The organism is Nocardiopsis sp. RV163 (assembly GCF_001029525.1).
Lineage (GTDB): Bacteria > Actinomycetota > Actinomycetes > Streptosporangiales > Streptosporangiaceae > Nocardiopsis > Nocardiopsis dassonvillei.
The window spans coordinates 53,742-79,890 of sequence record NZ_LEKI01000006.1 but is presented as its reverse complement, the minus strand read 5'-3'; the positions used below and the strand labels follow the sequence as shown (position 1 = coordinate 79,890).

Genomic DNA, 26,149 nt, shown 5'->3' with positions numbered 1-26,149 from the left:
GGGGGCACGCGGCCGCTCCCCCGGCCCCGGCCGGGGGAGCGGCCCCGAGCGTGCGGCGGGGACCAGCCGGTTTCCCCGGGCCCCCGCCCGGCGCGGATACCCTGGGCGCGTGACTGAGACTTCGATTCGTACCCGCTTCGCCCCGTCCCCCACGGGCATGTTCCACGTCGGCGGCGCGCGCTCCGCGCTGTTCAACTGGGCGCTGGCACAGCAGCGGCCCGAGGGCCGCATGGTGCTGCGCGTCGAGGACACCGACGCCGCGCGCAACCGCCCGGAGTGGACCGAGGGCATCATCCGCGCGCTGGCCTGGCTCGGTATCGGCGAGGACGACCCGCACTTCGAGGGTCCCTACTTCCAGTCGGAGTACGCGGACAAGCACCGCGAGACCGCGCAGGAGCTGTACAAGAACGGCCGCGCCTACTACTGCGACTGCACACGGGAGGAGGTGCAGGAGCGGCGCGACAACCCCAACCTGGGCTACGACGGCTTCTGCCGCGACCGGAACCTGGCCCCCGGCCCGGGCCGGGCCCTGCGCTTCCGCGTGCCCGGGGGCGGCCCCACCGTCGTGGCCGACCGGATCCGCGGCCGTGTGGAGTTCGAGCACTCCGCCATCGAGGACTTCGTGATCGCCCGCGCCGACGGCTCGCCGCTGTTCGTGCTGGCCAACGTCGTAGACGACGTCGAGATGCGCATCACCCACGTCGTGCGCGGCGAGGAGCACCTGTCCAACACCCCCAAGCAGCAGCTCCTGTGGGAGGCGCTGGGGCTGACCCCGCCGGTGTGGGCCCACCTGCCGGTCATCGTCAACGAGCAGCGCAAGAAGCTCTCCAAGCGCCGCGACAAGGTCGCCCTGGAGTCCTACCAGGAGGAGGGCTACCTGCCGGAGGCGATGGTCAACTACCTCATGCTGCTGGGCTGGGCGCCGGGCGACGACCGCGAGATCATGCCCTGGTCGCAGATGCAGCCGCTGTTCCGGGTGGAGGACGTCAACAGCTCCAGCGCCTTCTTCGACGAGAAGAAGCTGCGCGCCTTCAACGGCGAGTACATCCGCGAGCTCTCCGCCGAGGAGTTCGCCGAGCGCTGCCGGCCGTGGCTGACCGGCGACGCGGCCCCGTGGGACCCGGCCGACTACGACCCTGCGGTCTTCGCCGCCGTCGCCCCGCTCGCGCAGAGCCGCGTGGCGGTGCTCAGCGAGATCGTGCCGAACGTGGACTTCCTCTTCCTTCGCGAGCCCGTGGAGGACGAGAAGAGCTGGGCCAAGGCCATGAAGCCGGGCGTGGGGCGGGAGATGCTCCAGGCCGCCCTGGCACGCTTCGCCGACCCGGAGCTGCCGTGGGCCGCCGAGGGCCTCAAGGCCGCCACCGAGGAGGTCGGCGCCTCGCTGGGCCTGAAGCTGGGCAAGGCGCAGGCCCCCGTGCGCGTCGCGGTCACCGGCCGGACCGTCGGCCTGCCGCTGTTCGAGTCGCTGGAACTGCTCGGCCGCGAGCGCGTCCAGCAGCGGTTGTCCGCGGCCCTGGCGAAGCTGGAAGCGCAGCAGGACCCCGCCGGGCACTGAGGCGCACGGGGGTGGTCGGAGCCACAGCCCGGCCGCCCCGATTCCGGTTCGCGACCACTCGGAATGTCCGCTAGAGTTGTCCACGTCGCCGAGGGGGACGGGAAAGCGGAAGCGGACCGGGTCCTCCCAGAGCACTGGGGTATGGTGTAATCGGCAGCACGACTGATTCTGGTTCAGTTAGTCTAGGTTCGAGTCCTGGTACCCCAGCGCAGGTCAGCGTTGAGTCGCTGATCGTGCGGGTCGCAGACCCGAAAGCGCGCCCCCGTCGTCTAGTGGCCTAGGACGCCGCCCTCTCAAGGCGGTAACGGCGGTTCGAATCCGCTCGGGGGTACACAGAGGGAGAAGCTCTCACCAGGTGAGGGCTTTCTTTCTGGCCGGTGCACGCCACCGGTGTCCGGTTGGGGTGGATATCGTATTACAGGTCCGCCCGGACCAGTCCGGCCCCCGTCGTCTAGTGGCCTAGGACGCCGCCCTCTCAAGGCGGTAACGGCGGTTCGAATCCGCTCGGGGGTACCAGCAGGTGAGGCTCCATCCACCAGGATGGGGCCTTTCGTGTTCTCCGGTCCCGCGGGTCCGTCCCGGGCCGGGGAAGGCGGGTCCGCGGCGCCGTGGCGCCCCTGGGATACTGTGCGGGCGCGGTTCCCCGGCCCCCAACCCCTGTCGGAGCGTATGAAGAGTCACCCACCCCCTCCAGCCGTTCGGACCGGACCGGCGCCCCCGGGCGCGCCGTGACCGGCCGTGAGCTCGGTCCGGGCAACCACCAGGACAAGGAGCTGCGCGAGGTCCTCAAGGACCTGTGCGAACAGGGGTGGGTGCTGAGGCAGGAGGGACACTGGGGGCGTCTGTACTGCGACTGCGGCTGCACCCGCATCCAGGTCCCCGGGACGCCGCGCGACTCCGGTCGGGCCGCGCGCCGCATCCGCCAGGAGGCGCGGCGCTGCCCGATGCCCCCTGACGATCCCCGGCGGGGTGCGGGCGGACCCCGCGAATGAGGCCCGCCCGTCCGGTCGCGGGCGGTTCGCGAGCACCCCGGCCGTGGTGTGGTCCGGCCGTTCCGGGTATCCTCGTGTTGACGTTTGCCAACGGATGGGCGGCGCCCGGCGGGCCCTTGGGGCCGAGGCCGTTGACCGCGGCCGGTAGCCCGGCGCACACCGGAGGACGCTCCGGAGGAAGGCGAGGCCGATGGCCGAGTACGAGTTCGTCTTCGTCGTGGACGGGTTCGAACTGGACGACCACGACACCGTCCAGGCCCTCAGCGAGAGCTTCGACGCCCTCGTCTCCTCCTGGCACGGATCGCTCCGCCTGTCCGTGGCCGCGCTCGGCCCGGACGCGGTCACGGCGGCCAGGTCGCTGGTGGAGCGGGTCCACGTGACCGTGCCCGGCGTGCGGATCGTCCGCCTCGACCGGGAGCTGGTCGGGATCTCCGACATCGCCGAGATCACCGGCAGGAGCAGGCAGAACGTCGACCAGTGGGTCCGCGGCCAGCGCCACGACGGCGTCCCCTTCCCCGCGCCCGAGGCGGCCGTGGGCCGCTCCCTGGTGTGGCTGTGGTCCGAGGTCAACGCGTGGCTGCGCGGGATCGGCGTGGACGACGGTCAGCTGCGGCCCACGCGGACCGAGATGTCCGAGATCGACTGGCTGCTCCAGACCTCGCGCAAGGTCGAGCTCGCCCTGGTCCGCCACGCCAACAGCCCCGACGCGCGCCGGGTGGCCAAGCTGCTGGCCGCGCACGCCCGCACCACGCGCGAGTTCATCCACTACCTGGTTAAGAACCCCCGGGTGCGCGACGCCCGCGGCCGCTACACGGTGCTGGTCTGCTCGCCCCGGGACGAGGCGGTGGACGTCTTCCGCAGGCTGGAGGTGTTCGAGCACCCGGTCGTGCTCGCCACGGTGACCAACCGGATCCACGCCCTGGTCATGGTCGACGGGGAGGGCGAGCGCGGTGACGCGACCGAGCTGGTGCCCGGGATGACCGTGCGCGACTGGCTGGGGATGATCGCCCTGTCGCCCGAGAGCGAGTTCACCGTGGCGTCGGAGGGCGCGTCCACCAAGACCGCGCCCATCACCGCGCGGTCGCCGATGGACCTCGTCGGCGCCTGAGCAAGGGACCGGTCCCCGGCGGCGGGCCTCCACGGAAGAGCCCCCGCCCCGCTCCCGGGCCAAGGACCGCCACCGGGTGCTTCACCCCGACGCCCCCGGCGGACCGTCTCCCGGACGGCCCGACAGGCGGTGCCGCCCGGCTAGTGCGAGCCCTCGTAGCTGTGCAGGGACTCGCTGATCTTCTCCGCCGCCGACAGGACCGCCTGGGAGTGGATGCGGCCGGGTGAGCGGGTCAGGCGCTCTATGGGGCCCGACACCGACACGGCGGCGATCACGCGCCCGCCGGGACCCGACACCGGCGCGGATACCGAGGCCACGCCCTGCTCGCGCTCGGCCACGCTCTGGGCCCAGCGGCGGCGGCGCACCTGGGCCAGGCTGGCCGCCGTGAACCGCGCCCCCAGCAGGGAGCGGCGGATCCGGTCGGAGTCCTCCCAGGCCAGCAGCACCTGGGCGGCCGAGCCGGCGTTCATGGGCAACTCGCTGCCGACCGGGACCGTGTCGCGCAGTCCGCTGCTGCGCTCGGAGGCGGCCACGCAGACCCGCAGGTCGCCCTGGCGGCGGTAGAGCTGCGCGCTCTCCCCGGTCAGGTCGCGCAGCTGCACCAGCACGGGGGAGGCCACCGCCAGCAGCCGGTCCTCGCCGGTCGCTATCGACAGCTCTCCCAGGCGCGGACCCAGCACGAAGCGCCCCTGGCTGTCGCGGGTGACCATGCGGTGGCGCTCCAGCGCCACCGCCAGCCGGTGGGCCGTCGGCCGGGCCAGGCCGGTGATCTGTACCAACTGGGCCAGGGACGCCGGTCCCGACTCCAGGGCGTCGAGGACGGACATGGTCTTGTCCAGGACACCGACGCCGCTGGATGAGCTAGAGTTGTCCATGGCTTGATATTGCCGTCTCGAAATATGGAATGCAAGTCAGGCCGCAGTCCGCGCAGGGCTCCACACGAGACGCGCCCGAGACGATTACGAGAGAGGCGATCGCCCATGGCACGCACGATGGCCGAGAAGGTCTGGGAGGAGCACGTCGTCCGACGTGCCGACGGCGAGCCGGACCTGCTCTACATCGACCTCCACCTCGTCCACGAGGTGACCAGCCCGCAGGCCTTCGAGGGCCTGCGCCTGGCGGGCCGGTCCGTGCGCCGCCCGGACCTGACCATCGCCACCGAGGACCACAACGTCCCCACCCAGGACCTGCTGGCCCCCATCGCCGACCCGGTCTCCCGCAAGCAGGTCGAGACGCTGCGCAAGAACTGCTCCGACTTCGGCGTGCGGCTGCACCCGATGGGCGACATCGAGCAGGGCGTGGTGCACGTGGTCGGCCCCCAGTTGGGCCTGACCCAGCCGGGCATGACCATCGTCTGCGGCGACAGCCACACCAGCACCCACGGCGCGTTCGGCGCCCTGGCGTTCGGTATCGGTACCAGCCAGGTCGAGCACGTCCTGGCCACCCAGACCCTGCCGATGGCCCCCTTCAAGACGATGGCCGTCACCGTGAACGGCACGCTGCGTCCGGGGGTGTCCGCCAAGGACGTCATCCTCGCGGTCATCGCCAAGATCGGCACCGGCGGCGGCCAGGGCTACGTCATCGAGTACCGGGGCGAGGCCATCGAGGCCCTGTCCATGGAAGCCCGCATGACGGTGTGCAACATGTCCATCGAGGCGGGCGCCCGCGCCGGGATGATCGCCCCGGACCAGACCACGTTCGACTACATCCGCGGCCGGGCGCACGCGCCGCAGGGTGAGGACTTCGACGCCGCGGTCGAGCACTGGAAGGGCCTGCGCACCGACGAGGGCGCGGTCTTCGACGCCGAGGTCGTGCTGGACGCCGACGAGCTCAGCCCGTTCGTCACCTGGGGCACCAACCCCGGCCAGGGCGTGCCGCTGGACGCCTCCGTGCCCGACCCCGCCTCGTTCGAGGACCCCTCCGCCCGCGCCGCCGCCGAGAAGGCCCTGGCCTACATGGACCTCGTGGCCGGAACGCCGATGCGCGAGGTGAGGGTGGACACCGTCTTCCTGGGCTCGTGCACCAACGGCCGCATCGAGGACCTGCGCTCCGCCGCCGAGATCATCCGCGGCCGCAGGGTGGCCGAGGGCGTGCGCATGCTCGTCGTCCCCGGCTCCATGCGGGTCAAGGAGCAGGCCAACCAGGAGGGCCTGGGCCGGATCTTCGAGGAGGCCGGCGCCGAGTGGCGCGAGGCGGGCTGCTCGATGTGCCTGGGCATGAACCCCGACCAGCTCAAGCCCGGCGAGCGCAGCGCCTCCACCTCCAACCGCAACTTCGAGGGCCGCCAGGGCCGCGGAGGACGCACCCACCTGGTGTCGCCGCAGGTCGCCGCCGCCACCGCTGTGCGCGGCACCCTGTCCTCGCCCGCCGACCTGGCCGCCCTCTAGCGCGCCCCGTTAGGAGAGACCTCTCATGGAGAAGTTCGACGTCCACACCGGTCGGGCCGTGCCGCTGCGCGCGAGCAACGTCGACACCGACCAGATCATCCCGGCCGTCTACCTCAAGCGGGTCAGCCGGACCGGCTTCGAGGACGGCCTGTTCGCCGAGTGGCGCAAGTCCGACCCCGACTTCGTCCTCAACCGCCCCGAGTACCAGGGCGCGTCCGTGCTGGTGACCGGGCCGGACTTCGGCACGGGCTCCTCGCGCGAGCACGCCGTGTGGGCGCTCCAGGACTACGGCTTCAAGACGGTGCTGTCCTCGCGCTTCGCCGACATCTTCCGCGGCAACTCGCTCAAGGGCGGACTGCTGACGGTCCTGCTGGCCCAAGAGGTCATCGACCGCGTCTGGGCGGCCGTCGAGGCCGACCCCGCAACCGAGGTGACCGTGGACCTGGTCGAGCGCGAGGTGCGTGTTCCGGCTGCGGACGTGCGGGAGTCCTTCGAGTTGGACGACTACACCCGCTGGCGGCTCCTGGAGGGCCTGGACGACATCGCGCTGACCCTTCGCCACACGGACGGGATCGGGGAGTTCGAGGGCACCCGCAAGCCCTGGCTGCCGGTGACCCTCTAGACACTGATCGGCTTCTGGGCCGGGGATCCGTGGCCTGTGTGACGCAGGACACCCCCGGTCCAGAAATATTTTACCTTTACATGCTGTGAGCGTCTGCTTACGGGTCTTCCGTCCTTAAGCCCAGCGTGTCCCGTGCCCGGAATCCGGTTATACGTAGGCATTTGAGGCTCGCAGAAGGGGCCAAAAGGGACTGAAGCCCGGGGCGTCTCCGGTCTGGACCGGGGTCCCCCGGAAGCTGCCGCGCAGGTGGGGATGGCCCCGACACGCCCTGCCCGTAGGCGTTTGTATTTGTGTAAGGGCCTCTGCTTCCCCTAATTTCGTGCGAGCAAGGGGGAACCGGAGGAACCTTATGAACAAGCGTGACCTGATCGACGCGATCTCCGATCGGCTCGGAGACAAGAAGACCGCGACCGAAGCGGTCAACGCTGTGCTTGACACCATTCAGGCCACCGTGGCGTCGGGCGACAAGGTCGCCATCACCGGCTTCGGCGTTTTCGAGAAGTCCGAGCGCGCGGCCCGCACGGCCCGCAACCCCGCCACCGGCGCCACCATCAACGTCCCCGCGAGCTTCGTACCGAAGTTCCGCGCTGGCGCTGACTTCAAGGCTCTGGTCAACGGCGACAAGAAGTAACCCGCCACCGCAAGGCGACGGGTCCGTCCGCCCGGGTCCCCTTCGAGGGGCCCGGGCGGAACGCGTTCGTGGGCCTGTGAGGCTCACGGGACGCAGGAAGCCAAGGGGGTGCGCCAAGATCTCGTGGGGGTCATGTGGCTCAGGAGGAGCACCAGGAGGGTGCTTGAGGGCCTTGTGGGGCTCATGGGGCGTGCACACGCGGCGCACGGGGCCCCTGCGGCGTCCGGGGGAGGGGAAGGGTGCATCGGGGCCTCAGGAGGGCTCAGGGCGCGCTCTGCGGGCACAGGCCGCCGCCCACGAGCTCCCACAGCCCGCTCGTCCTGGGGCCCACCCCCAGCGACACCGCGGCACGCAGGTCCTCGAACGTGTCCACGTCGCGCCGCACCGACGCCACGTCCGGCACCACCAGCTCCCTGACGCCCCCGGCCAGGTGGCGGGCCCGCGAGGGTCCCTCGAAGGCCGGGGTGAACGGTTGCCCGGGCGCGGCGGCGAACAGCGTCGTGCCCACACCGGGAGCGTCCGGCAGGAAGGAGCGGTCGTGCCCGGCCGCCGCGGCCAGGACCCGCTCCAACTCCTCGGGGCGCAGCGCGGGCAGGTCGGCGGACAGGGCGCACACCCCGAGCCCGGGCAGGCGCCGCCGTGCGACGGCGGCCCCGTGCTCCAGCGCCGGGTTCAGCCCCGTGCCGGGCTCGCCGCCCACCACCTCCGCGCCCGACCGGGCCAGTTCGGCGCCCGCGCGCGCGTCCTCGGTCACCACGAACACCGCAGCCACCCCGGGGCAGGCCCGCGCCGCGGCCACCGTGTCGCAGGCGATGGCCAGCGCCAGGTCCTCCCGGCGCCCCTTCGCGGCCGGGGCCAGCCGCGTCTTTGCGCGGCCGAGGCGCTTCACCGGGACGACCAGGGACCAGCGCGCCCCGGGGCGCGGTGCCCCGCCCTGCTCTCCACAGCCGGTCACGGTCCCCCCGGAGCGTCGGTACGGCACGTCAGTGACGAGGGTAGGCGTTCGGGGAGGAGCCGTCGGCTGCGCCGACCGCGCCGGGCCGCGTCCCCCGAACACGCCCTACACTGAATCGGTTGTGCTGTGCGGCCTCGACGGGCCCGGAGCGATGGAGTGAGGAGTCCCGTGGCCAAGCAACGAGAATCCCGGTGGGTGAAAGCGGTCGTCTCCCGGATCGTCCGGTTCGTCCTGTGGTTCGTGACCAAGCCGGACTGGAAGGGCACCGAGCACGTCCCGGCCAGGGGCGGCGCGATCATCGCCCTCAACCACCTGTCCCTGGCCGACCCGCTCACGGTCGCCCACTTCCTCTACATCGGTGCCCGGCGCTGGCCGACCTTCACCATGAAGGAGGGGGTCATGCGCATCCCCGTGGTGAGCGCGGTGGCCAGGAGCACCGGCCAGATCCCGGTCAAGCGCGGCAGCACCGACGCCGTCAAGGCGCTCCACGAGGCCGAGCTGGCGCTCACCCGTGACGAGGCCTCGGTGATCTTCTACCCCGAGGGCACCTGCACCCGGGACCCGGACCTGTGGCCGATGGCCGCCAAGACCGGCGTGGCGCGCCTGGCCCTCACCACGGGAGTGCCCGTGGTCCCGGTGGCGCACTGGGGCGAACAGCACATCATGCCCTACGGCACCAAGAAGGTCAGGCTGTTCCCGCGCAAGCGCGTGGAGTTCCTGGCCGGACCGCCCGTGGACCTGTCCCGGTTCCGGGGCCAGCCGCTGACCGGGACGGTCCTGCGGGAGGCCACCGAGGCGATCATGGCCGACATCACCGCCCTCCAGGCGCGGATCCGCGGGGAGGAGCCGCCCGCGGTCCCCTACGACCCCAGGAGGACGCGGGCCGCGGCCGCCGCGAGCGAGGAGCGGCCCCCCGTGGACGGCGGCACGCCCGCCGCGGCGGACAGCACGGCGCCGGCCGACGACCAGACCGGGGCGAAGAGCGACAACGGCGGGAACAACGCGGGGGCATGAGGGAGCCGATGGGTACCGACGACGTGAGGATCGCCGTTCTCGGCGCGGGGTCGTGGGGCACCGTGTTCGCGAACATCATCGCGGACGCGGCCGACCCGGCCGGGCAACGCCGTCCGGACGGCCCCGCCGCCGAGGTCGTCCTGTGGGGGCGGCGCTCCTCGGTGGTCGAAGCGATCAACGAGACCTCGCAGAACCCCGACTACTTCCCCGGGATCGCCCTCAACCCGCGCCTGCGGGCCACCGCCGACGCCCCCAAGGCGCTGGCGGAGGCCGACGTGGTGGTGCTGGCGGTGCCGTCGCAGACGCTGCGGGCCAACCTCGTGGACTGGCGCCCCCACCTGCGCGAGGACGCGGTGGTCGTCAGCCTCATGAAGGGTGTGGAACTGGGCACCCGCATGCGGGTGAGCCAGATCATCGCCGAGGTCCTGGAGTACTCCGAGGAGCGCATCGCGGTCGTGTCGGGCCCCAACCTGGCCCGCGAGATCGCCGAGCGCCAGCCCGCCACCGCGGTGGTCGCCTGCCCGCACGAGCCGACGGCCGTGCGGCTCCAGAGCCTGTTCAAGTCGGCTTACTTCCGCCCCTACACCAGCACCGACCTGGTCGGGGTGGAGATCGGCGGCGCGATGAAGAACGTGATCGGCCTGGCCGTCGGCGTGGCCGAGGGCATGGGCTTCGGGGACAACACCAAGGCGTCCCTCATCACCCGCGGCCTGGCCGAGACCACGCGCCTGGCCGTGGCCCTGGGCGCGGACGAGCACACCCTGTCCGGCCTGGCCGGAATGGGCGACCTGGTCGCGACATGCTCGTCGCCGCTGTCGCGAAACCGGACCTTCGGTGAGAAACTGGGCGCTGGTAAAACCCTCGAACAGGTCGTCGCGGAGACCAAGCAGACGGCCGAGGGGGTCAAGTCCTCCGAATCCGTCCTGGAACTCGGATGGGCCCACGGGGTCGACATGCCGATCACCGAGGCCGTCGTCAAGATGATGCACCACGACCTGAGCCCGGCCGAGGCGCTGGCAGCCTTCATGGCGCGCAGCGCCAAGCCCGAGCGCTACGGGGTCTGAGAGCGAGCACGATGTCACACACACCAGGGTCCGCACCGGGAGCCGGGGCCGAGGGCGAGTACACGCGGGCGGTCTCCCTCCCGCAGGCGCCGGTTCCCGCCGAGCGCCCGATGCGCATGCCCGTCCACCGGGCCACCACCTACGCGTTCGACACCTCCCGGGAGTACGCGGACGTGCTGGCGGGCACCCGACGGGGCTACTCCTACGCGCGCATCGACAGCCCCACCGTGGACGCGTTCGCCGACGCCGTCGCGGCCCTGGAGGGCGCCGGGGTGCCGGGCCCGGTGCGCGGACAGGCCTTCTCCTCGGGCATGGGCGCGCTCAGCACGGTGTTCATGGCGCTGACCGAGGCCGGATCCCATGTGGTGGCCTCGCAGTCCATCTACGGCAACACCCATTCGCTCCTGGACCGACTGCTGCGCCGGTTCGGCGTGCGCACCGACTTCGTGGACATCACCGACCCCGACGCCGTGCGCGCCGCCGTGGGACCCGACACCCGGATGGTGTTCACCGAGACGCTGTCCAACCCCACCATGACCGTCTCCGACCTGCCCGAGCTGGCACGGATCTCCCACGAGGCCGACGCCGTCCTGGTGGTGGACTCCACCTTCGCCTCGCCGGCCGTGTGCCGTCCGCTGGAGCACGGTGCCGACGTGGTCGTGCATTCGGCCACCAAGTACATCGGGGGCCACAGCGACACCACCGGCGGCGTGGCCGTGGCCTCGCCCGACCTGATCGCGCGCATCCGCTCCGCGCGCGTGGACCTGGGCCCCTGCCTGGCCCCCGACGAGGCCTACCTGCTGCACCGCGGGCTGGAGACGCTGCCGCTGCGGGTGCAGCGCCAGTGCGAGAGCGCGGCGGCCCTCGCCGCGGCACTGGAGGGTCACCCTCTGGTGGAGCGGGTCGACCACCCCTCGCTGGCCTCCCACCCCCAGTCGGCGCTCGCCGGCAAGCTGTTCGACCGGGGCCGCTACGGCGCGGTCGTGACCGTGCACCCGCGCGGCGGACGCGAGGCCGGGATGGCCTTCGCCGACCGGTTGCGCGTGGCCACCATCGCCGCCTCGCTGGGTGGCACGCACACGCTCGCCGGACACGTCGCCTCCACGTCGCACCGCAGCATGAGCGAGCCGGAACTGGCCGCCGCGGGCATCTCACCGGGGGCGGTACGGTTCTCCGTCGGCCTGGAGGACCCCCGTGACCTCGTCGAGGACGCCCTGGCGGCCCTCGGCGGGGACGGCTGACACACCGCGGGGTTCCACCCGCTCCGGTTCCAACCAACGGCGAGATAGGGTCAGGCAGCATGTCGTCCGAACAGCGCAAGATTCGGGTGGCCGTCGTCTTCGGCGGGCGTAGCTCCGAACACGAGATCTCCTGCGTCACCGCGGGCAGCGTGCTGTCCGTCGTCGACCACGACCGCTACGAGATCGTGCCGGTCGGTATCACCCGCACGGGCAACTGGGTGCTGACCTCGGGCGACCCCGAGAGCCTGCGCATCGACGCTGGCACCAGCGCGCTGCCTTCGGTGTCCGAGGACGGCGCCGACCTCGCGCTGCCCTTCGACTCGGCGGGCCAGTTGATGGTCGTGGACCCGGTCAAGGGCCCCGAGCGCCTGGCCGGGGTGGACGTGGTGCTGCCGCTGCTGCACGGCCCCTTCGGCGAGGACGGCACCATCCAGGGGCTGTTCGAGATGATGGGCGTGCGTTACGCCGGGGCCGGGGTGTTCTCCAGCTCCGCCTCCATGGACAAGGTCTTCATGAAGGCCATGCTGCGCGGCAACGGCATCCCCACCAGCGACTTCGTGGCCATCACCGACCGCCACTGGCGCACCGAGCGCAAGAGGGTGCTGGACGACGTCGCCGAGCTCGGCGCCACCGTGTTCGTCAAGCCCGCCCGCGCGGGCAGCAGCGTGGGCATCAGCAAGGTGGAGGACTCCTCCGACGCCGACGCGGTGGCCGCCGCGGTCGAGGCCGCCCGCGAGCACGACCCCAAGGTGCTGGTGGAGGCCCGGGTCGTGGGCCGCGAGGTGGAGTGCGGCGTGCTGGAGTCCGAGGACGGCGGCACACCCGACGTGTCCGTCCCGGCCGAGGTGCACGTCGCCGACGGCTTCGACTTCTACGACTTCGAGGCCAAGTACCTGTCCACGAGCAGCCTGACCATCCCGGCGGAGCTTCCCGAGGAGGCCACGGCGCGCCTGCGCGCGCTGGCCGCCGAGGTGTTCGAGGCGATGGGGTGCGAGGGCCTGGCCCGCGTCGACTTCTTCTACACCGAGGACGGCGACATCCTCGTCAACGAGCTCAACACCATGCCCGGCTTCACCCCGGCGTCGGCCTTCCCGCAGATGTGGGCCGCCACCGGCGTGGACTACGCGGCCCTGGTGGAGCGGATGATCTCCACGGCGCTGCGCCGCGCTCCCGGCCTGAGGTAGACCGGCCTCCTCCCGGTACACGGGGGTGGCACCCGGGACACGAGCTCACGGAGGTCCCTCCCCGAGCCTACGCCCACCGCTGACGGGCCGCCGCCTCCTCCGCCGCCCCGCGGACAGCCTCCGCTCCGGTTCGAGGTCGACCCCCGCCGTGTATGCGCCGGCCTGCGGGCCGCGAGGCGGTCCCGGGCTCCGGACGGGCGTAAGGGGAACCGCCCCGCGCGTAGGCACGGGGCGGTTTCGCGGGCCGGACCGGAGGTGCGTGCGCCGGGCGGAGTCCGTCCTCGGTCAGCCCTGCACGTGTCCTCCGGGGAAGGGCCCGCCAGGAGGCGGTCCGCTCGGAGCGCCCGGCTCCGGCGGGGGCCCGGCGGGGTCCGGCCGGGTCGGCGCTGCGGGAGCCAGCTCGCGGGCGAGGAGCACCGCGCCCGCGGCGGCGGCGGGGAAGACCACGACCGCCAGGAACGGGATCGCCAACAGGAAGTACGTCGGCACCGCGTAGCCCAGCACCCGCGCACGCCGCGTGCCCATGTACCGGCGCCGCTCCCGGATGGTCGTCAGCCCCCGCCGGTCGAACGCGCTCGCCAGCATCTCGATCGCGAGCAGCCACCCGCCCAGCACGGCGGCCATCACCGGACCGACTACCTGTCCCACCAGCGGGACGAAACCGATCGCGAACACGAGCAACGTCACCAGCAGGGACACCGCCACGACCGCCAGCGACTGCCGGACGGCCCGCCACATCGACGCCATCAGCGGCTCGTCGAGCTCGCCGGGGTCGTTGCCCAGCTCCTTCTCGACCAGTTCGGTGACCTTGTCGTAGATCGGCCCGCCCAGGGTCAGCGTGACCGTCGTGAACGCGATCACCATCAGCAGGAGCGACCCGGCCAGGACCGCCACGGACACGGCGCCGCGCAGCAGTCCCTGCCACAGGGGGTCCCAGCCGTCGGCGAAGGGCGTCGCCCAGTCGGCCAGGTCGGTCAGGTTCACCACCAGGAGCACGAACAGCGCCAGGAACACCAGCGACGTGATCAGGGCGGGGAGGGCGCCGAGCAGGAACAGGCGCGGTCTGCGCAACAGCAGGGCGAAGCCGCGCAGGAGGGCGCCGACGCCACCGAGGAACTCACGAACAGGATTGGCCACGGGGGAACCCTAGAGGAGACCGCTCCCGCTGTCAGATCCGGGCCCGGTGACCCGGCCGTCGTCATCCGCGCCGGGACCGGCGCTTGAGCGTGCGCCGGTAGTCCTGGAAGCGGGCCTTGGCGATCACCGACCGGTCCGTGGTGCGCAGCACGACCCCCTCCGCCCGGCCGCCCGCGCCCCCGTCCAGCGCGACCCTGGTGCCCGGCAGGTGTTCGGCGACGAACTCCGAGGTCTCGACGACGCCTTGGGGCATCTCGTCGGCGGGCACGGTGGCGAGCCGGGGTGTGAGCCCGACCCCCTCGCGCTCGGCGAGCCGGAGGAGCGCGTCCTCGGGGAGGAAGCCCTGGCCCCCGGCCTCGCGCCAGGCGGAGACCTCCCGTCGCCGCAGGGACAGCACCTCGGCCGGGACGGCCGCCGAGTCGAACATCCGGTACCCGACGGCGCGGTCGCCGGTGTACTCGCGGCTGGCAGCGGTGACCCTGCCCCCGTACACTTCCAGGTAGTGGACGGCGATCCCGGAGGCCGGGGGTGTGATCCGGCCGACCAGGGCGCGCAGGGCGTCGACTACGCCCAGGGCGGGGTTCCCGACCAGGTCGCCCCTGGCGTACAGCAGCTCCTCGCGGCCGCCCAGCACGTAGTCCCCGGAGGGGAAGGAGACGATACGCGCATTGACTCCGTCGACCTTCTCCGTCAACACGACGTCGCCGGTGAAAGCGGTGGCCTCCTCCAGCAGACCCCCGTTCCGGGGGTCGAGGGTGTGGTAGGTGGGGATGCTGGGGTACTTGGCGGCGAAGTTGAGGCCGGGCAGGTCCAGCGCGCGCAGGTCGGAGTCGGTCATGATCACTCCAGGGGCTCATCCGGCTCGCGCGTTCCAAGCGGTCTGTCTGGGCGGCACGGTGGGACGGTATCCCAGTACCGTCCGTCATGTCCCCCCGTTTTCGGCCGGTCCCGCCGCACGCGCGCGACGGGACCGGACCGCCGTGCGCGGTCCCGGCACGCTCAGTCCGCGCTGACGTCGCGGTACCAGCCCTCCCGCCGGGACAGTTCCTCGTGCGTGCCCTGCTGGATCACCCGGCCGTCGCGCACCACGTAGATCCGGTCCACGCTGTCCAGGCCCGTCATGTCGTGCGTGACCAGCAGGGTGGAGTACCCCTCGGCCGCGGCCAGCAGGTCCTCCACCACCGCGTCGCGCGTGTCCGGGTCCAGGTGGGCGGTCGGCTCGTCCAGCACCAGCACCCGGGGCGCCGCCAGCAGGGCGCGGGCCAGCGCCAGCCGCTGCACCATCCCGCCGCTCAGGCCCAGCCCGTGCGTGCCCACCAGCGTGTCCAGCCCCCGGGGCGTCGCCGCCACCTCGTCGGCCAGCCGCGCGCGCCGCAGCGCCTCCCACAGCTCCTCGTCCTCCGCGCCGGGCCGGGCCAGCCGCAGGTTCTCCCGCAGCGTCGAGGCGAACACGTGCGGGTCCTGCGGCACCCCCGACACCACCCCGCGCACCTCGTCGGCCGGATAGGACGTTACGTCCTCCCCACCGATCTCCACCAGGCCGCCGTCCGGATCGCGGAACCGTAGCAGCACCGAAGCCAGCGTGCTCTTGCCCGCGCCGCTGGGGCCGATCACCGCCACCGTCCACCCGGCGGGGATCTCCAGGTCCACCCCGTCCAGCGCCCACGGTTCCCCGGGACCGTAGCGCACCCGCAGGTCCCGTACCCGTACCGTGGCGTCCCCGTTCGGATCCAAACCCGTGCGGGTGGGCGCGGCCACCGCGGGCGGGGTGTCCAGGACCCCGAACAGCCTGGCGCCGCTCGCCCGGATGGCACCCAGCCTGGCCGCCACGGCGGGCAGCGGCGCCACGATCTCGAACGCCGCCAGCGTCACCAGCACCAGCACCGCCAGCGACACCGCGTCCAGTGTCCCGCCCTCCACGGCGGCCACGCCCAGGAACAGTGCGCCCCACACGGTCAGCCCGGTGATCAGCGCGCTCGCCCCGGCGCCCAGCCCCAGGATCGCGGAGTCCCTGCGCGCCAGCCGGGTCAACTCCTCGTCGGCCGCGTACACCCGGGCCACCTGCTGGTCCATGGCGCCGTAGGCGACCAGGTCGGGGGCCCCGTGCAGGGTGTCCACCAGAGTCGTCGACAGCTCCCCGCGCGCTCTGGCCTGGCGCCTGCCCGGTTCCCGGCCCAGCGCGGCCGCGGCCAGCGGCACCGCCAGCCCCGCCAGCAGCAGGCCCGCCGCCAGCAGCAGCCCGCCCGGGACGTACAGCGCGGTCAGGACCAGCACCGCGGCGCCGCCGGTCACCACCGAGACCAGCGGCGGCGTCAGGCCGCGCACCAGCAGGTCCAAGGTGGCCTCGGTGTCGTTGACCAGCCGGGACACCAGGTCGCCGGACCGGAAGCGGCCGAACGGCTCGGTCCTGGCGAGCCGCTCGTAAACCCGCACCCTGACCTCGGCCAGCGTGCGGAACGCGGCGTCGTGGGTGACCAGCCGCTCCAGGTAGCGGGCCACCCCGCGGCCCACGCCCAGCGCGCGGGTGGCGACCACGGCCACGCCCAGAGCGGTGATGGGCGGGTGCTCGGCGGCGACGGCCAGCATCCACGCGGCCACGCCCAGCAGGGCCACGGCCGCGCCGGTCGCGGCGGCGCCCAGCAGCACGCCGAGCGCGAAGCGGCCCCTGCGGGGCCGGGCCAGGGCCGTCATCCGCAGCAGCGGGTCGCGGCGGCGTTCGCGCTCGGACGCCCGGGCCGCGCCGGGGGCGGTGTCGGCGCTCATCGCGACACGCTCCCTTCACGGGTCGGCAGCGGCAGCGACGCGGTCCGCAGGGTGTCCCCGAGGACGCCGCGCGCCCAGCCGGTGTCGTGGGCGACGATGACTGCGGTCCGGCCCTCCAGGAGCCGGGCGACGGCCGTGCGCACCGCCGCGGCGCTCTCGGGGTCCAGGTGGGCGGTGGGCTCGTCCAGCAGGACGAGCGGGGCGTCCCTGCACAGCGCCCGCGCCAGCGCGATCCGCTGCCTCTGCCCGGCCGACAGGCGGGCGCCGCGCTCTCCGAGCCGGGTGTCGTAGCCGTCGGGGAGGGCGCGGACGAACGCGTCGGCCTCGGCCAGCCGGGCCGCCTCGCGGACCCGCTCCATGGAGGCTCCCGGCGCGCCCAGGCGGATGTTGTCGGCCACGGACACGTCGAACAGGTAGGGGCTCTGGGGGACCCAGGCGGTGCCGAGGCGCCAGTCGTCGGCGTCGATCCCGTCCAGGGGTTCCCACCGCCCGCCGGGCGCGCGCACACTGACGCGTCCGCGGGTGGGCTCGTTCAGCCGCAGCAGCAGCGACAGCAGGGTGGACTTGCCCGACCCGCTGGGGCCGGTGAGCAGCAGGTGCTCCCCGGACGCCACCTCCAGTTCCAGTCCGGACAGGGCGGGCACGTCCCGTCCGGGGTAGAGCAGTTCCACGTCCTCGAAGCGGATGTCGCCCCCGGCGGCGGGCGCGGGCCGGCCGGTCGCCGGGGGAGGGGCGCAGGAGCCGCCGCGCCCCGTCGCCGGGGTCTCCTCGGCGTCGCCGGAGGCGGCGGTCCCGGTCCGCGCCGCTTCGCGTCCGCGCTCCAGTTCGGTGAACACCTGCTCGGCGGCGGACACGCCCTCCATGCTCGCGTGGAACCGGGCGCCCACCTCCCGCAGCGGCAGGTAGGCCTCCGGCGCCAGGATCAGCACCAGCAGTGCCGTCTGGTAGTCCATGTGGCCGCCCAGCAGGCGCAGGCCCACCTCCACCGCGACCAGCGCCACCGCCAGGGTGGACAGCAGTTCCAGCGCGAACGCCGACAGGAAGGCGATCCGCAGCGTTCCCATCGTCGCCCGCCGGTGGTCCTCGCCCACCCGGCGCAGGATCTCGGCCTGCGCCTTGGCCCGGCGGAACACGGCCAGGGTCGGCAGCCCCTCCACCACGTCCAGGAAGTGTCCGCCCAGCCGGCTCAGCAGCTTCCACTGCCGGTCGGTGCGCTGCTGGGTGTGCATGCCGATCAGCGCCATGAAAAGCGGGATCAGCGGAACCGTCACCAGGATGACGATCCCCGAGATCCAGTCCGCCCAGAACACCACCGCCAGCACGGCGAGCGGCACGATCGCGGCCAGGACCAGTTGGGGCAGGTAGCGGGCGAAGTAGTCGTCGAGCGCGTCCAGGCCCCGGGTGGCCAGGGTGACCAGCTCGCCCGCCTTGGGCGAGCCCTGCTCGCCGCCCGGTTCCGCGGCCCACACCCTGCCCGAACCGGTCACGTGCGCCACCAAGCGGCGGCGCAGCTGCGACTTGGTGCGCGCTGCGCTGCGCAGCGCTGAGGTCTCGGCCGCGTAGGACAGCAGGGCCCGGACCACGGCGACGGCCGCGACCGCGCCCACCACCCAGCCCAGGGTGTCCATCCCCTCGCCCCGCCACGCGCCGGTGACGGCGCGGGCCAGCAGCCAGGCCTGGACCAGGATCAGGCCGGTGATGAGCACTCCGCTGGCCACGGAGACGGCCAGGTGCGCGCGTACCGCGCTTGCGGTGCGCACCAGGCGCGGGTCAAGGGGTTTCATGGGAGCGGGACCTCACGGCGTCGTTCGGGTCGGGTGCACGGCTGACTCGGAGCGGCTGGGACCTTCACGGTGGAACGGGGCCGCTCCGGCCGGTATGAGCGGGCGCGACGGCCCCAGTATCCACCCGGTGCGCCTCGCGGACCGGCTCGCCCCGCGGTCCCTCCCCGCGAGCGGGGCGGCCGGAAGCCTCCCGGGCGGGTGCGCCCGGGAGGCCGCGCGGCGCGGTCAGGCGGCGGGTTCGGGGGTCCTGCCCCCGTGGTCGGTGCGGGTGGCGGTCGCCCCCGTCACGGTCCCGCCGGTCACCCTCCTGCGGAACACCCAGTAGCTCCACCCCTGGTAGAGGAGCACGAGCGGCAGGAACACCACCGCCACCCACGACATCACGGTCAGCGTGTACTCGGCGGAGGAGGCGTTCGCGACGGTCAGGCTGAACGCCGGATCGGTGGTGGAGGCCAGCACGTTCGGGAACAGCGCGGTGAACAGGGCGGCGAACGCGGTCAGGATTGTCACCGCCGTGCAGGCGAACGACCACCCCTCGCGGCGCCGCCAGGCCGCCGCGACCCCGCCGGCCAGGGCGGCGGCGGAGAGGGCGACGAGCGGCAGGGTCGCGGTCCCGTCGCCGTGGGCGAGCTGGGTCCAGGCCAGGAAGAGCGAGACCAGCGGGACCGCGGCGCACGCCGACCACAGGGCGGCCCGGCGCGCGCGGGTCCGCACCGGCCCGTCGGTCTTCAGGGTCAGGAAGATCGCCCCGTGCAGGGTGAACAGCGACAGCGTGGTCAGCCCGCCGACCAGGGCGTACGGGTTGAGCAGGTCGGCCACCGAGGAGGTGACCACCTGGTCGGAGCCCATGGCCACGCCCCGGACGACGTTGGCGAAGACCACGCCCCACAGGAAGGCGGGCGCGGTGCTGCCCGCGAAGATCGCCCGGTCCCACCAGGCGCGCCACGCGGAGCTGTCGCGCTTGCCCCGGTACTCGAACGCCACACCGCGCAGGATCAGCGCGACGAGGATGAGGAACACCGGTGCGTAGAACCCGCTGAGCAGGGAGGCGTACCAGGCGGGAAAGGCGGCGAAGGTCGCGCCGACCGCGGTGATCAGCCACACCTCGTTGGCGTCCCAGACCGGTCCGATCGCGTTGATGGCGACCCGGCGGTCGACGGAGTCGCGCCTGCCCATGAAGGGCATGAGCGTGCCCACCCCGAAGTCGAACCCCTCCAGGACGAAGTACCCGATCCACAGGACCGAGATGGCGGTGAACCAGATGACGGCCAGTTCCATGGTCCTTGGCTCCTAGTAGCTGAAGTGCGGGATCTTGGACTCGTCCCCGTCGTCCTCCAGCTCGGGGACGAGGTGGGAGGGGCCGGCCTTGACGTACTTCAGGAGCAGGCCGACCTCGACGACGAAGAGCACCCCGTACACCGCGGTGAACCCGGCCAGGCTCGCCGCGACGGCTCCCAGGCTCACCCCGGGGGAGACGCTGGCCGCGGTGAGCAGCTCGCCGTGCACGGTCCAGGGCTGGCGGCCCATCTCGGTGAGCACCCAGCCGAAGATGTTGGCGGCCAGCGCCGCGGGCAGCGCGAGCATGGCCGCGTAGTAGAACCACTTGCTGGTCGGCGTGCGCTCCCTGCCCCAGGTGAGCAGGAGGCCGAGCGCGGCGACCGCCACCCCGAACATGCCCAGGCCCATCATCAGGCGGAAGGACCAGTACACGACGAACACGTTGGGGGTGTAGTCCCCGGGGCCGTAGTACTCGTCGTAGGCCTCCTCCAGGTTGTTCATCCCGTGCACCTCGCCGTCGAACTGACCGGTGGCGAGGAAGCTGAGCACGTTGGGAATGGTGATGTCGATGGGGTTGTAGCGCTCCTCGGTGTCGCCGACGGCCAGGGCGGAGAAGGCCGCGCCCTCCTCGGTCTCCCACAGGGCCTCGGCGGCGGCGAGCTTCATCGGCTCGTACTCGGCGGCGAGTTTGGCCTGGTGGTCGCCGGAGAAGACCACCAGGGCGCCGGCGACCAGGGTGAAGGCCAGGCCGACCTTGAGCGTGCCGCGGAACAGCGCGAAGTCCTTCCGGGGCGGGACCACGCCGGGGGTGCCGGTGTCGTTGTGGTGGCTGTTGCGCCAGAGCTTGTAGGCGCTGACCGCCACGACGAACAGCCCGGCGGTGATGAAGGCTGCCGAGACGGTGTGCAGGTAGGTGGACCAGGCCTGGTCGTTGCTGAGCACGGCCCAGATGTCGGTGAGCTCGGCGCGCCCGTTCTCCTCGTTGACCGTGTAGCCCACCGGGTGACGCATCCAGGCGTTGGCGGCGAGGATGAAGTACGCCGAGAGGTTGGTGCCGATGGCGACCGCCCAGATGCAGGCCAGGTGGACGCCCCGGGGCAGCCGGTGCCAGCCGAAGATCCACAGCCCGATGAAGGTGGACTCCAGGAAGAAGGCGAGCAGTGCCTCCATGGCCAGCGGGGCGCCGAAGACGTCGCCGACGAAGCGGGAGTACTCGCTCCAGTTCATGCCGAACTGGAACTCCTGCACGATGCCGGTGACCACGCCCATGGCGAAGTTGATGAGGAAGAGCTTGCCGAAGAACTGGGTGGCCTGCAGGTACTCGTGCCTGCCGGTGCGGTACCAGAGGGTCTGGAGCACGGCCACGATGAACGACAGCCCGATGGTCAGGGGTACGAACAGGAAGTGGTAGATCGTGGTGACGCCGAACTGCCACCTCGCGAGTTCAAGGGCTTCCATACCCGCCTCTCCAAATACCGACCGCCGGTAGTACTACAGATCGTAGTTCTACGGCGTGTCGTAGATCCAGCGGGTACCGCGGAAAACGGTGTTCCGTGCGTCTCCCCGGTGGGTGTGCGGGCTCTCCGGGGCGCGTCGGAAAGGGCCGGCGGCGGGCCTGCGGCGCTGTCACCTGCGGGGAAGCCGCCCGGGAGGGCGGGGCGCGGACGCGCGGGGAGCCGCCGTGTGCGTTCGGACACACGCGCTCCGGGACGCCCGGTGCTCCGGGCCCGCACGGTCCGAACACATCGGGCCCGGGCGCGAACTCTTCAGGGCGGGACCGGGGGTGGACGGCTCCGAGACACGGTGACGGCGGCCCGCCTTCTGGTGAGCCGCCGTCGCCGTGTGCGCGAACGCGGGGTCAGTCGCCGGAGGCGCCGTCCCGGCGCTGGTCGATCATGCCCTCCATCAGGTCGATCTCCTTGAGCTGGGAGTCGGCCATCCCCTGGGCGAAGTCGGTGACCAGGTCCTCCCGGCCCAGTTCCACCTCCGCGTCGGCCATCTCGACGCCGCCCCGGTGGTGGGCGATCATCAGCTCCAGGAAGAGGAGTTCGGCCTCCTCGCCCGTGGCCTCCTCCAGGGAGACCATCTCCTCCGAGGAGGCCAGCCCCGGCATCGTGTCGGGGATCTCGCCGCCCTCGCCGCCGTGGTCGTGGCCCTCCATCCACGCCATCGGCTCCTGCACGCCGCGCGCGTTGAGGTCCCAGGCCATCAGCCACCCCTGCATGATCCCGATCTGGGCCTGCTGGGTGCGGGCGATGTCGGTGGCCACCGTGCGCAGCTCGGGGTCCTCGGTCCTCTCCAGGATGAGCATCGACATGTCCACGGCCTGGGCGTGGTGCGCGCTCATGTCGCGCAGGAACCCGGCGTCCGCGCCGGTGTCCAGCGGGTAGGACGGGCGTCCCAGCAGGTAACCCCCGCCCAGGGCCAATACGACGAGGATCACAGCGGTCCACGTCGGTACCGAGCGCCAGGAGGCCCGTGGCGGGGTCTCCTCGTCCGCCGCCCCGTCCTCCCACGGGGGTCCGTCGTCGTCCGGGGCATCGCCGACGTGGTCGGCCGTCCCGGTCGCGGGACCGTTTCTCTGTTCCATAGGAACCATCCTGGTCGAATCGCCCAACTCTGGTGCCAAAGTAGAGGATAGGTAAGTCCCTAATGTCACCATCCATCCCAGGAGACACCAGTGGCCAAGAAGAAGACGGCGGAGGAGCGTCGCCGCCGCGCCGCCGAGTTGAAGGCGCAACGCCTCAAAGAGGAACGCCGCCGCAAGATCCTTACCACCACCGGTATCACGACCGCCGTGGTCCTGGTCGTGGGTCTGATCGGTTTCCTCGTCTTCATGGAGTTCCGCAGCCGCACGATCTCGGGGGTGGAGGAGTACGAGGTCGGCTCCTACGTCCACGTGGACACCGGACAGCGCGTCGACTACGAGCAGAACCCGCCCGTGGGCGGCGACCACTGGAACGCCTGGCAGAACTGCGGCGTCTACACCGAGCCGGTGACCCACGAGTTCGCTGTGCACTCCCTGGAGCACGGCGCGGTGTGGATCAACTACCGGCCCGACCTGCCCGAGGACCAGGTGCAGGCGCTGACCGACATGTACAGCTCCGGCGACTACCTGGTGGTCAGTCCCTACGCGGGTGAGCTGGACGCGCCGATCGTCGCCTCCAGTTGGGGGCGCCAGATCACCGCCGAGAGCGCCGACGACGAGAACCTCCAGCGCTTCGTGCGGCTCTACGAGCGCGGCACCGACGTTCCCGAGCCGGGCGCAGCCTGCTCCGGTGGCGTGGCCGAGAACGCCGAGGAGGTCGACGCCATGCTCGGCAGCGGCGCCGGTGTGGACGCCGGGACCATGGAGGGCCCCGAGGGCGGAGACGCCGGAGCCGAGGAGGGCGCCGGGGACGAGCCGTCCGCGGAGGAGTCGGCAGGGGCGGAGGACTGACGGGACTTTCCACCGTCACCGTGACCCCGTGGTGACCGACGTGGGGCCGTCAGCGTCGGCTGGCGGCCCTGCGCGCGTGTCGTCCACAGGTCGCACGGGGCGTCGGCGTCAGCGCGGGCGCCGTGTCACAGCTCCCCTTCGGGAAGCGCGGGGACGTGTTCGACGATCAGGTCGCTGACCGTGGACAGCGCGGCGGCGGGGGCGCCGTGGGCGGCCGGGACCGACAGCTCCACGTAGGCCTCGTGGCCGATCGCCGTATACATGGTGGGGGCGTCCTCCGGCTGCGGCAACCACGGAACACCGTTGACCTCCTGAAGGTAGGAGGTGCTGGTCAGCGTCACCGGGCGTTCCACTCCGCAGCGCACTCCGATGGGCGGGTCGCCCCAGGCGGCCGTGAGCTTCGAGTCGGGCCGCACCTGTGCCCGCTCCGCTCCCAGCAGGGTGTCGGGGAGCGCCGCGACGAGGTCGGCGCATACCCCGGCGGTCGCCGCGTCCGGCTCGGGCGGCTGCATCCGCACGGTCTGCGCGCCGCATCCCGTCGCCACCAGGGCCAGGGCCGCGACCACACCGCCGTACGCGAACCGACTCAGCACAGCAGACCCCGCTCCGGATGACGCGATGCGTCAGATGTTGACGATGGGACAGGTGAGAGTCCGGGCGATGCCGTCCAACCGCTGGATCCGGGCCACCACGAGGGCGCCCAGCGAATCGATGTCTTCGGCGCTGGCCTGGACGATGACATCGTAGGGCCCGGTCACGTCGTGGGCCTTCTCGACCCCCTCGATGCCCAGGATGCGCCCCGCCACCTCGGCTGCCTGACCGACCTCGGTCTGGATCAGGATGTATGCCTGCACCATGAGTACTCCTTCGTGTCGCCGGTCGGAGCGGCGAGTGGTTCAGGGCCGAGCCGGGGTGCGGCCGATGACGGACGGATGACAAGCGTGGGTCCGGACCACCGCGCCGGAGCGTCACCGTACCCTGATCCCTGTGCGGAACACCATTGGGGGGCTTGGTGAGTTCGCTCTGATCGCACGCGTGACGAGCCAATTCCCCACCACGGACGATGTAATCCTGGGACCCGGGGACGACGCGGCCGTCGTCGCGTCCCCCGACGGCCGGACGGTCGCGACCACCGACCTGCTGGTCGAGGGCCGCCACTTCCGGCGCGAGTGGTCCACCGCCCGCGATGTGGGGCACCGGGCCGTCGCGCAGAACTTCGCCGACGTCGCCGCCATGGGCGCCCGCCCCACCGGGCTGCTCATCGGCTTCGCCGCTCCCGCAGACCTCCCGGTGTCCTGGGCGGAGGAGTTCACCGCCGGGGTCCGCGACGAGTGCGCGGTCGCGGGCGGCGCCGTCGTGGGCGGGGACATGGTCGGCTCGGACACCCTCACCATCGCGGTCACCGCGCTCGGCGACCTCCAGGGGCGGGCGCCGGTCCGCCGTGACGGCGCCCGCCCCGGCGACGTGGTCGCCTACACCGGCCGTCTGGGGCTGTCGGCCGCGGGGCTCGCCCTGCTGGAGAAGGGAATCGACGGCCCGGCCGAGTGCCTGTCCGAGCACCGCAGGCCCAGCCCGCCCTACGCCCTCGGGGCGGAGGCGGCCCGGCTCGGCGCCACGGCCATGCTCGACGTCAGCGACGGCCTCGCCCAGGACCTCGCACACGTCTGCCGGGCCAGCGGCGTGCGCATCGACCTCGAGGGGGAGGCGCTGCGCCCCGAGCCCGCTCTCGTCGAGGCGGTCCGAGTCCTGGGAGCCGGAGCCGACACGGCCGAGCGGGCCGCGCGCGACCTGATGGTCGCCGGGGGAGAGGACCACGCCCTCGCCGCCGTGTTCCCGCCGCGCACCGTTCTGCCCGCTCACTGGTCCAGAGTGGGAACCGTTGTGCGAACAACGGGTGAAACCGCGTCGGAAAACACAATTCCGGTCACTATCGACGGGCGGGTTCCACCTCGCGGAGGATGGGATCATTTCCGGCGCTGAGGCGCCCGATGGGATTTGTCCTGTTTAACTCTCGCGCTAGGCTTTGCCAACGCGGCCTTTCCGGGCGCGGCACCCGCCCCGTGGGACGCCGAGGCCCCAGGAAGTCCCCGGGAGCGACCGACGGTCGGAGCAGGAAACCACGGCTTCGCCGGTGTACCCCGCGCCAGACGGGGCGAGCACGGCGGAGGGCGACGAGGGAGGGACCGAGACCGGGAGCTCTCGGTGGAGGGCGCTGGCAACGTCGAGGGGCGGTTTATGGGGCGGCATGGCTGGCGGAACGGCAACCGCCGGGGTGCGCACCGCAGCGAGCCGGAGGACGTCGGCGTGCTGCGGCGGCTCGGCGGCCTCATCGAGAGCACGGTCCCCAAACGCGTCGAACCCCCGCGGCTGCTCAACGTGCTCGTCGTCTCGGGCGTGATCCTGGGCCTGCTCCTGTTCGGGTACAGCACCACCCAGATCTACCTCCAGTTCGGCGGCACCCCCGGCGCGACCGAGGCCCCCGGAGCCCAGGACGGGGTCCAGCCCACGCACGACGCCCCGCCCGGGACCGACACCGAGGAGCCCGCGGCCGAGGGCGGGGGGTCGCAGGGGCCGCAGACCCAGGCGGGTTCGGAGCCGACCACGGTCGTCTACCGCGTCACGGACTCCACGGCGGTCGGCTTCAGCGGCCACGTCACCGTCACCAACACCTCGCGGGCCAGCCTGGACGGTTGGGAGCTGGCCCTGGCCTTCGACTCCGCCGAGGTCACGCACGTCAACGGCGCGGAATGGGCGAGGATCGAGGACGGCATCCTGGCCCGCCGACCCGCCGACCAGGGCAGCCTGGAGCCCGGCGACTCGGTGGCGCTCACATTCGAGGCGACCGGTGTGCCGCAGAGCCCGGTCCGCTGCTCCCTCAACGGGCACGTCTGCGAACTGTGAACGGGGGAGCGGGGGATCTCGTGGGTCCGCGGCAGGCCGAGGCGCGCGCCGCGCTGCGCGGGACCCGGCGTCCGACAGGTTCCCGGCAAGGGTG

At 72.5% G+C, this 26,149-nt stretch carries 24 protein-coding genes and 3 tRNA genes; 16 read left to right on the top strand and 11 right to left on the bottom strand.

What is annotated here, in order from left to right; genetic code table 11:
• The first annotated feature begins 109 nt into the window (after nucleotides 1-109).
• The 6 genes from gltX to ABD54_RS02360 all read left to right on the top strand — a co-directional run bounded on the left by gltX (nucleotide 110) and on the right by ABD54_RS02360 (nucleotide 3,655).
• The gene (gene gltX, locus ABD54_RS02385) at nucleotides 110-1,555 is read left to right on the top strand and encodes a glutamate--tRNA ligase (RefSeq protein WP_082166642.1); all 1,446 of its coding nucleotides are present in this window, start codon (nucleotides 110-112) and stop codon (nucleotides 1,553-1,555) included.
• Between the two features lie 135 nt (nucleotides 1,556-1,690).
• A tRNA-Gln gene (locus ABD54_RS02380) sits at nucleotides 1,691-1,762 on the top strand.
• Between the two features lie 51 nt (nucleotides 1,763-1,813).
• A tRNA-Glu gene (locus tag ABD54_RS02375) sits at nucleotides 1,814-1,886 on the top strand.
• 109 nt (nucleotides 1,887-1,995) lie between these two features.
• Nucleotides 1,996-2,071 (top strand) — tRNA-Glu (locus ABD54_RS02370).
• Nucleotides 2,072-2,283: 212 nt separating this feature from the next.
• Nucleotides 2,284-2,547 (top strand): hypothetical protein, encoded by a 264-nt coding sequence (locus ABD54_RS02365; protein WP_047867779.1) that lies wholly within the window; start codon nucleotides 2,284-2,286, stop codon nucleotides 2,545-2,547.
• A gap of 190 nt (nucleotides 2,548-2,737) precedes the next feature.
• Entirely contained in the window at nucleotides 2,738-3,655 is a 918-nt protein-coding gene (locus ABD54_RS02360) for an AlpA family transcriptional regulator (RefSeq protein ID WP_047867778.1), read from the top strand.
• Nucleotides 3,656-3,795: 140 nt separating this feature from the next.
• Here the strand turns inward: ABD54_RS02360 and ABD54_RS02355 are convergent, their stop codons facing one another.
• Complete coding sequence (locus ABD54_RS02355; RefSeq protein WP_047867777.1) at nucleotides 3,796-4,482, bottom strand: IclR family transcriptional regulator; 687 nt, start codon at nucleotides 4,480-4,482, stop codon at nucleotides 3,796-3,798.
• Nucleotides 4,483-4,635: 153 nt separating this feature from the next.
• Here ABD54_RS02355 and leuC point away from each other — a divergent pair, with 153 nt between their 5' ends.
• From leuC to ABD54_RS02340, 3 genes are all read left to right on the top strand, one after another.
• Nucleotides 4,636-6,042, top strand: a complete 1,407-nt coding sequence (gene leuC / locus ABD54_RS02350) for a 3-isopropylmalate dehydratase large subunit (protein WP_047867776.1) — start codon at nucleotides 4,636-4,638, stop codon at nucleotides 6,040-6,042.
• Nucleotides 6,043-6,067: 25 nt separating this feature from the next.
• Nucleotides 6,068-6,664: a 3-isopropylmalate dehydratase small subunit gene (gene leuD, locus ABD54_RS02345; protein ID WP_047867775.1), complete on the top strand. Its 597-nt coding sequence runs from the start codon at nucleotides 6,068-6,070 to the stop codon at nucleotides 6,662-6,664.
• Between the two features lie 349 nt (nucleotides 6,665-7,013).
• Nucleotides 7,014-7,295 carry an HU family DNA-binding protein gene (locus ABD54_RS02340; protein WP_013151244.1) on the top strand — a complete coding sequence of 94 codons (282 nt, stop codon included), beginning with the start codon at nucleotides 7,014-7,016 and terminating at the stop codon, nucleotides 7,293-7,295.
• A gap of 262 nt (nucleotides 7,296-7,557) precedes the next feature.
• Here ABD54_RS02340 and cofC read toward each other — a convergent pair whose 3' ends face one another.
• Nucleotides 7,558-8,250 (bottom strand): 2-phospho-L-lactate guanylyltransferase, encoded by a 693-nt coding sequence (gene cofC / locus ABD54_RS02335; protein ID WP_047867774.1) that lies wholly within the window; start codon nucleotides 8,248-8,250, stop codon nucleotides 7,558-7,560.
• A 168-nt stretch (nucleotides 8,251-8,418) separates the two neighbouring features.
• Here cofC and ABD54_RS02330 point away from each other — a divergent pair, with 168 nt between their 5' ends.
• The 4 genes from ABD54_RS02330 to ABD54_RS02315 are packed head-to-tail and all read left to right on the top strand — an operon-like array spanning nucleotide 8,419 to nucleotide 12,753.
• A complete protein-coding gene (locus tag ABD54_RS02330) occupies nucleotides 8,419-9,264 on the top strand; it encodes a 1-acyl-sn-glycerol-3-phosphate acyltransferase (protein WP_047867773.1) in 846 nt (281 codons plus the stop codon).
• Between the two features lie 8 nt (nucleotides 9,265-9,272).
• The gene (locus ABD54_RS02325) at nucleotides 9,273-10,328 is read left to right on the top strand and encodes an NAD(P)H-dependent glycerol-3-phosphate dehydrogenase (protein WP_047867789.1); all 1,056 of its coding nucleotides are present in this window, start codon (nucleotides 9,273-9,275) and stop codon (nucleotides 10,326-10,328) included.
• An 11-nt stretch (nucleotides 10,329-10,339) separates the two neighbouring features.
• The gene (locus ABD54_RS02320) at nucleotides 10,340-11,569 is read left to right on the top strand and encodes a PLP-dependent aspartate aminotransferase family protein (RefSeq protein ID WP_047867772.1); all 1,230 of its coding nucleotides are present in this window, start codon (nucleotides 10,340-10,342) and stop codon (nucleotides 11,567-11,569) included.
• A 59-nt stretch (nucleotides 11,570-11,628) separates the two neighbouring features.
• Nucleotides 11,629-12,753, top strand: coding sequence for a D-alanine--D-alanine ligase family protein (locus tag ABD54_RS02315; protein ID WP_047867771.1), 1,125 nt, complete (start codon nucleotides 11,629-11,631; stop codon nucleotides 12,751-12,753).
• Between the two features lie 285 nt (nucleotides 12,754-13,038).
• Here ABD54_RS02315 and ABD54_RS02310 read toward each other — a convergent pair whose 3' ends face one another.
• The 7 genes from ABD54_RS02310 to ABD54_RS02280 all read right to left on the bottom strand — a co-directional run bounded on the left by ABD54_RS02310 (nucleotide 13,039) and on the right by ABD54_RS02280 (nucleotide 22,305).
• Nucleotides 13,039-13,890, bottom strand: coding sequence for an EI24 domain-containing protein (locus tag ABD54_RS02310; RefSeq protein WP_047867770.1), 852 nt, complete (start codon nucleotides 13,888-13,890; stop codon nucleotides 13,039-13,041).
• Nucleotides 13,891-13,951: 61 nt separating this feature from the next.
• A complete protein-coding gene (locus ABD54_RS02305) occupies nucleotides 13,952-14,728 on the bottom strand; it encodes an RNA ligase family protein (protein ID WP_047867788.1) in 777 nt (258 codons plus the stop codon).
• A 161-nt stretch (nucleotides 14,729-14,889) separates the two neighbouring features.
• A complete protein-coding gene (gene cydC, locus ABD54_RS02300) occupies nucleotides 14,890-16,653 on the bottom strand; it encodes a thiol reductant ABC exporter subunit CydC (protein ID WP_047867769.1) in 1,764 nt (587 codons plus the stop codon).
• A complete protein-coding gene (gene cydD, locus ABD54_RS02295) occupies nucleotides 16,650-18,437 on the bottom strand; it encodes a thiol reductant ABC exporter subunit CydD (RefSeq protein ID WP_047867768.1) in 1,788 nt (595 codons plus the stop codon). Before cydD ends, cydC begins: the two co-directional genes overlap by 4 nt.
• 225 nt (nucleotides 18,438-18,662) lie before the next feature.
• Nucleotides 18,663-19,715, bottom strand: coding sequence for a cytochrome d ubiquinol oxidase subunit II (cydB, locus tag ABD54_RS02290; protein WP_047867767.1), 1,053 nt, complete (start codon nucleotides 19,713-19,715; stop codon nucleotides 18,663-18,665).
• Between the two features lie 12 nt (nucleotides 19,716-19,727).
• Nucleotides 19,728-21,173 (bottom strand): cytochrome ubiquinol oxidase subunit I, encoded by a 1,446-nt coding sequence (locus ABD54_RS02285; protein ID WP_047867766.1) that lies wholly within the window; start codon nucleotides 21,171-21,173, stop codon nucleotides 19,728-19,730.
• A 400-nt stretch (nucleotides 21,174-21,573) separates the two neighbouring features.
• Nucleotides 21,574-22,305 carry a DUF305 domain-containing protein gene (locus tag ABD54_RS02280; RefSeq protein ID WP_047867765.1) on the bottom strand — a complete coding sequence of 244 codons (732 nt, stop codon included), beginning with the start codon at nucleotides 22,303-22,305 and terminating at the stop codon, nucleotides 21,574-21,576.
• 90 nt (nucleotides 22,306-22,395) lie between these two features.
• Between ABD54_RS02280 and ABD54_RS02275 the strand changes: the two genes are divergently transcribed.
• A complete protein-coding gene (locus tag ABD54_RS02275) occupies nucleotides 22,396-23,154 on the top strand; it encodes a DUF3105 domain-containing protein (RefSeq protein ID WP_047867764.1) in 759 nt (252 codons plus the stop codon).
• 125 nt (nucleotides 23,155-23,279) lie between these two features.
• On the opposite strand, the gene ABD54_RS02270 is transcribed toward ABD54_RS02275, so the two are convergent.
• Nucleotides 23,280-23,747: a DUF3515 domain-containing protein gene (locus ABD54_RS02270; protein ID WP_047867763.1), complete on the bottom strand. Its 468-nt coding sequence runs from the start codon at nucleotides 23,745-23,747 to the stop codon at nucleotides 23,280-23,282.
• A gap of 30 nt (nucleotides 23,748-23,777) precedes the next feature.
• Nucleotides 23,778-24,011: an Lrp/AsnC family transcriptional regulator gene (locus tag ABD54_RS02265; RefSeq protein ID WP_047867762.1), complete on the bottom strand. Its 234-nt coding sequence runs from the start codon at nucleotides 24,009-24,011 to the stop codon at nucleotides 23,778-23,780.
• 130 nt (nucleotides 24,012-24,141) lie between these two features.
• Here ABD54_RS02265 and ABD54_RS02260 point away from each other — a divergent pair, with 130 nt between their 5' ends.
• Together ABD54_RS02260 and ABD54_RS02255 are read left to right on the top strand one after the other, a co-directional pair.
• The gene (locus ABD54_RS02260; protein ID WP_047867761.1) at nucleotides 24,142-25,134 is read left to right on the top strand and encodes a thiamine-phosphate kinase; all 993 of its coding nucleotides are present in this window, start codon (nucleotides 24,142-24,144) and stop codon (nucleotides 25,132-25,134) included.
• A gap of 255 nt (nucleotides 25,135-25,389) precedes the next feature.
• Nucleotides 25,390-26,055, top strand: a complete 666-nt coding sequence (locus ABD54_RS02255) for a cellulose binding domain-containing protein (protein ID WP_047867760.1) — start codon at nucleotides 25,390-25,392, stop codon at nucleotides 26,053-26,055.
• The last annotated feature ends 94 nt before the right edge of the window (nucleotides 26,056-26,149 follow it).

Coding starts and splice junctions, on each gene's coding strand:
- ABD54_RS02255 (WP_047867760.1), top strand. CDS start 25,390: ATGGGGCGGCATGGCTGGCGGAACGGCAACCGCCGGGGTGCGCACCGC.
- leuC (WP_047867776.1), top strand. CDS start 4,636: ATGGCACGCACGATGGCCGAGAAGGTCTGGGAGGAGCACGTCGTCCGA.
- cydD (WP_047867768.1), bottom strand. CDS start 18,437: ATGAAACCCCTTGACCCGCGCCTGGTGCGCACCGCAAGCGCGGTACGC.
- ABD54_RS02320 (WP_047867772.1), top strand. CDS start 10,340: ATGTCACACACACCAGGGTCCGCACCGGGAGCCGGGGCCGAGGGCGAG.
- cydB (WP_047867767.1), bottom strand. CDS start 19,715: ATGGAACTGGCCGTCATCTGGTTCACCGCCATCTCGGTCCTGTGGATC.
- ABD54_RS02305 (WP_047867788.1), bottom strand. CDS start 14,728: ATGACCGACTCCGACCTGCGCGCGCTGGACCTGCCCGGCCTCAACTTC.
- ABD54_RS02360 (WP_047867778.1), top strand. CDS start 2,738: ATGGCCGAGTACGAGTTCGTCTTCGTCGTGGACGGGTTCGAACTGGAC.
- ABD54_RS02325 (WP_047867789.1), top strand. CDS start 9,273: ATGGGTACCGACGACGTGAGGATCGCCGTTCTCGGCGCGGGGTCGTGG.
- ABD54_RS02280 (WP_047867765.1), bottom strand. CDS start 22,305: ATGGAACAGAGAAACGGTCCCGCGACCGGGACGGCCGACCACGTCGGC.
- ABD54_RS02355 (WP_047867777.1), bottom strand. CDS start 4,482: ATGTCCGTCCTCGACGCCCTGGAGTCGGGACCGGCGTCCCTGGCCCAG.
- ABD54_RS02265 (WP_047867762.1), bottom strand. CDS start 24,011: ATGGTGCAGGCATACATCCTGATCCAGACCGAGGTCGGTCAGGCAGCC.
- cydC (WP_047867769.1), bottom strand. CDS start 16,653: ATGAGCGCCGACACCGCCCCCGGCGCGGCCCGGGCGTCCGAGCGCGAA.
- leuD (WP_047867775.1), top strand. CDS start 6,068: ATGGAGAAGTTCGACGTCCACACCGGTCGGGCCGTGCCGCTGCGCGCG.
- ABD54_RS02340 (WP_013151244.1), top strand. CDS start 7,014: ATGAACAAGCGTGACCTGATCGACGCGATCTCCGATCGGCTCGGAGAC.
- ABD54_RS02285 (WP_047867766.1), bottom strand. CDS start 21,173: ATGGAAGCCCTTGAACTCGCGAGGTGGCAGTTCGGCGTCACCACGATC.
- ABD54_RS02315 (WP_047867771.1), top strand. CDS start 11,629: ATGTCGTCCGAACAGCGCAAGATTCGGGTGGCCGTCGTCTTCGGCGGG.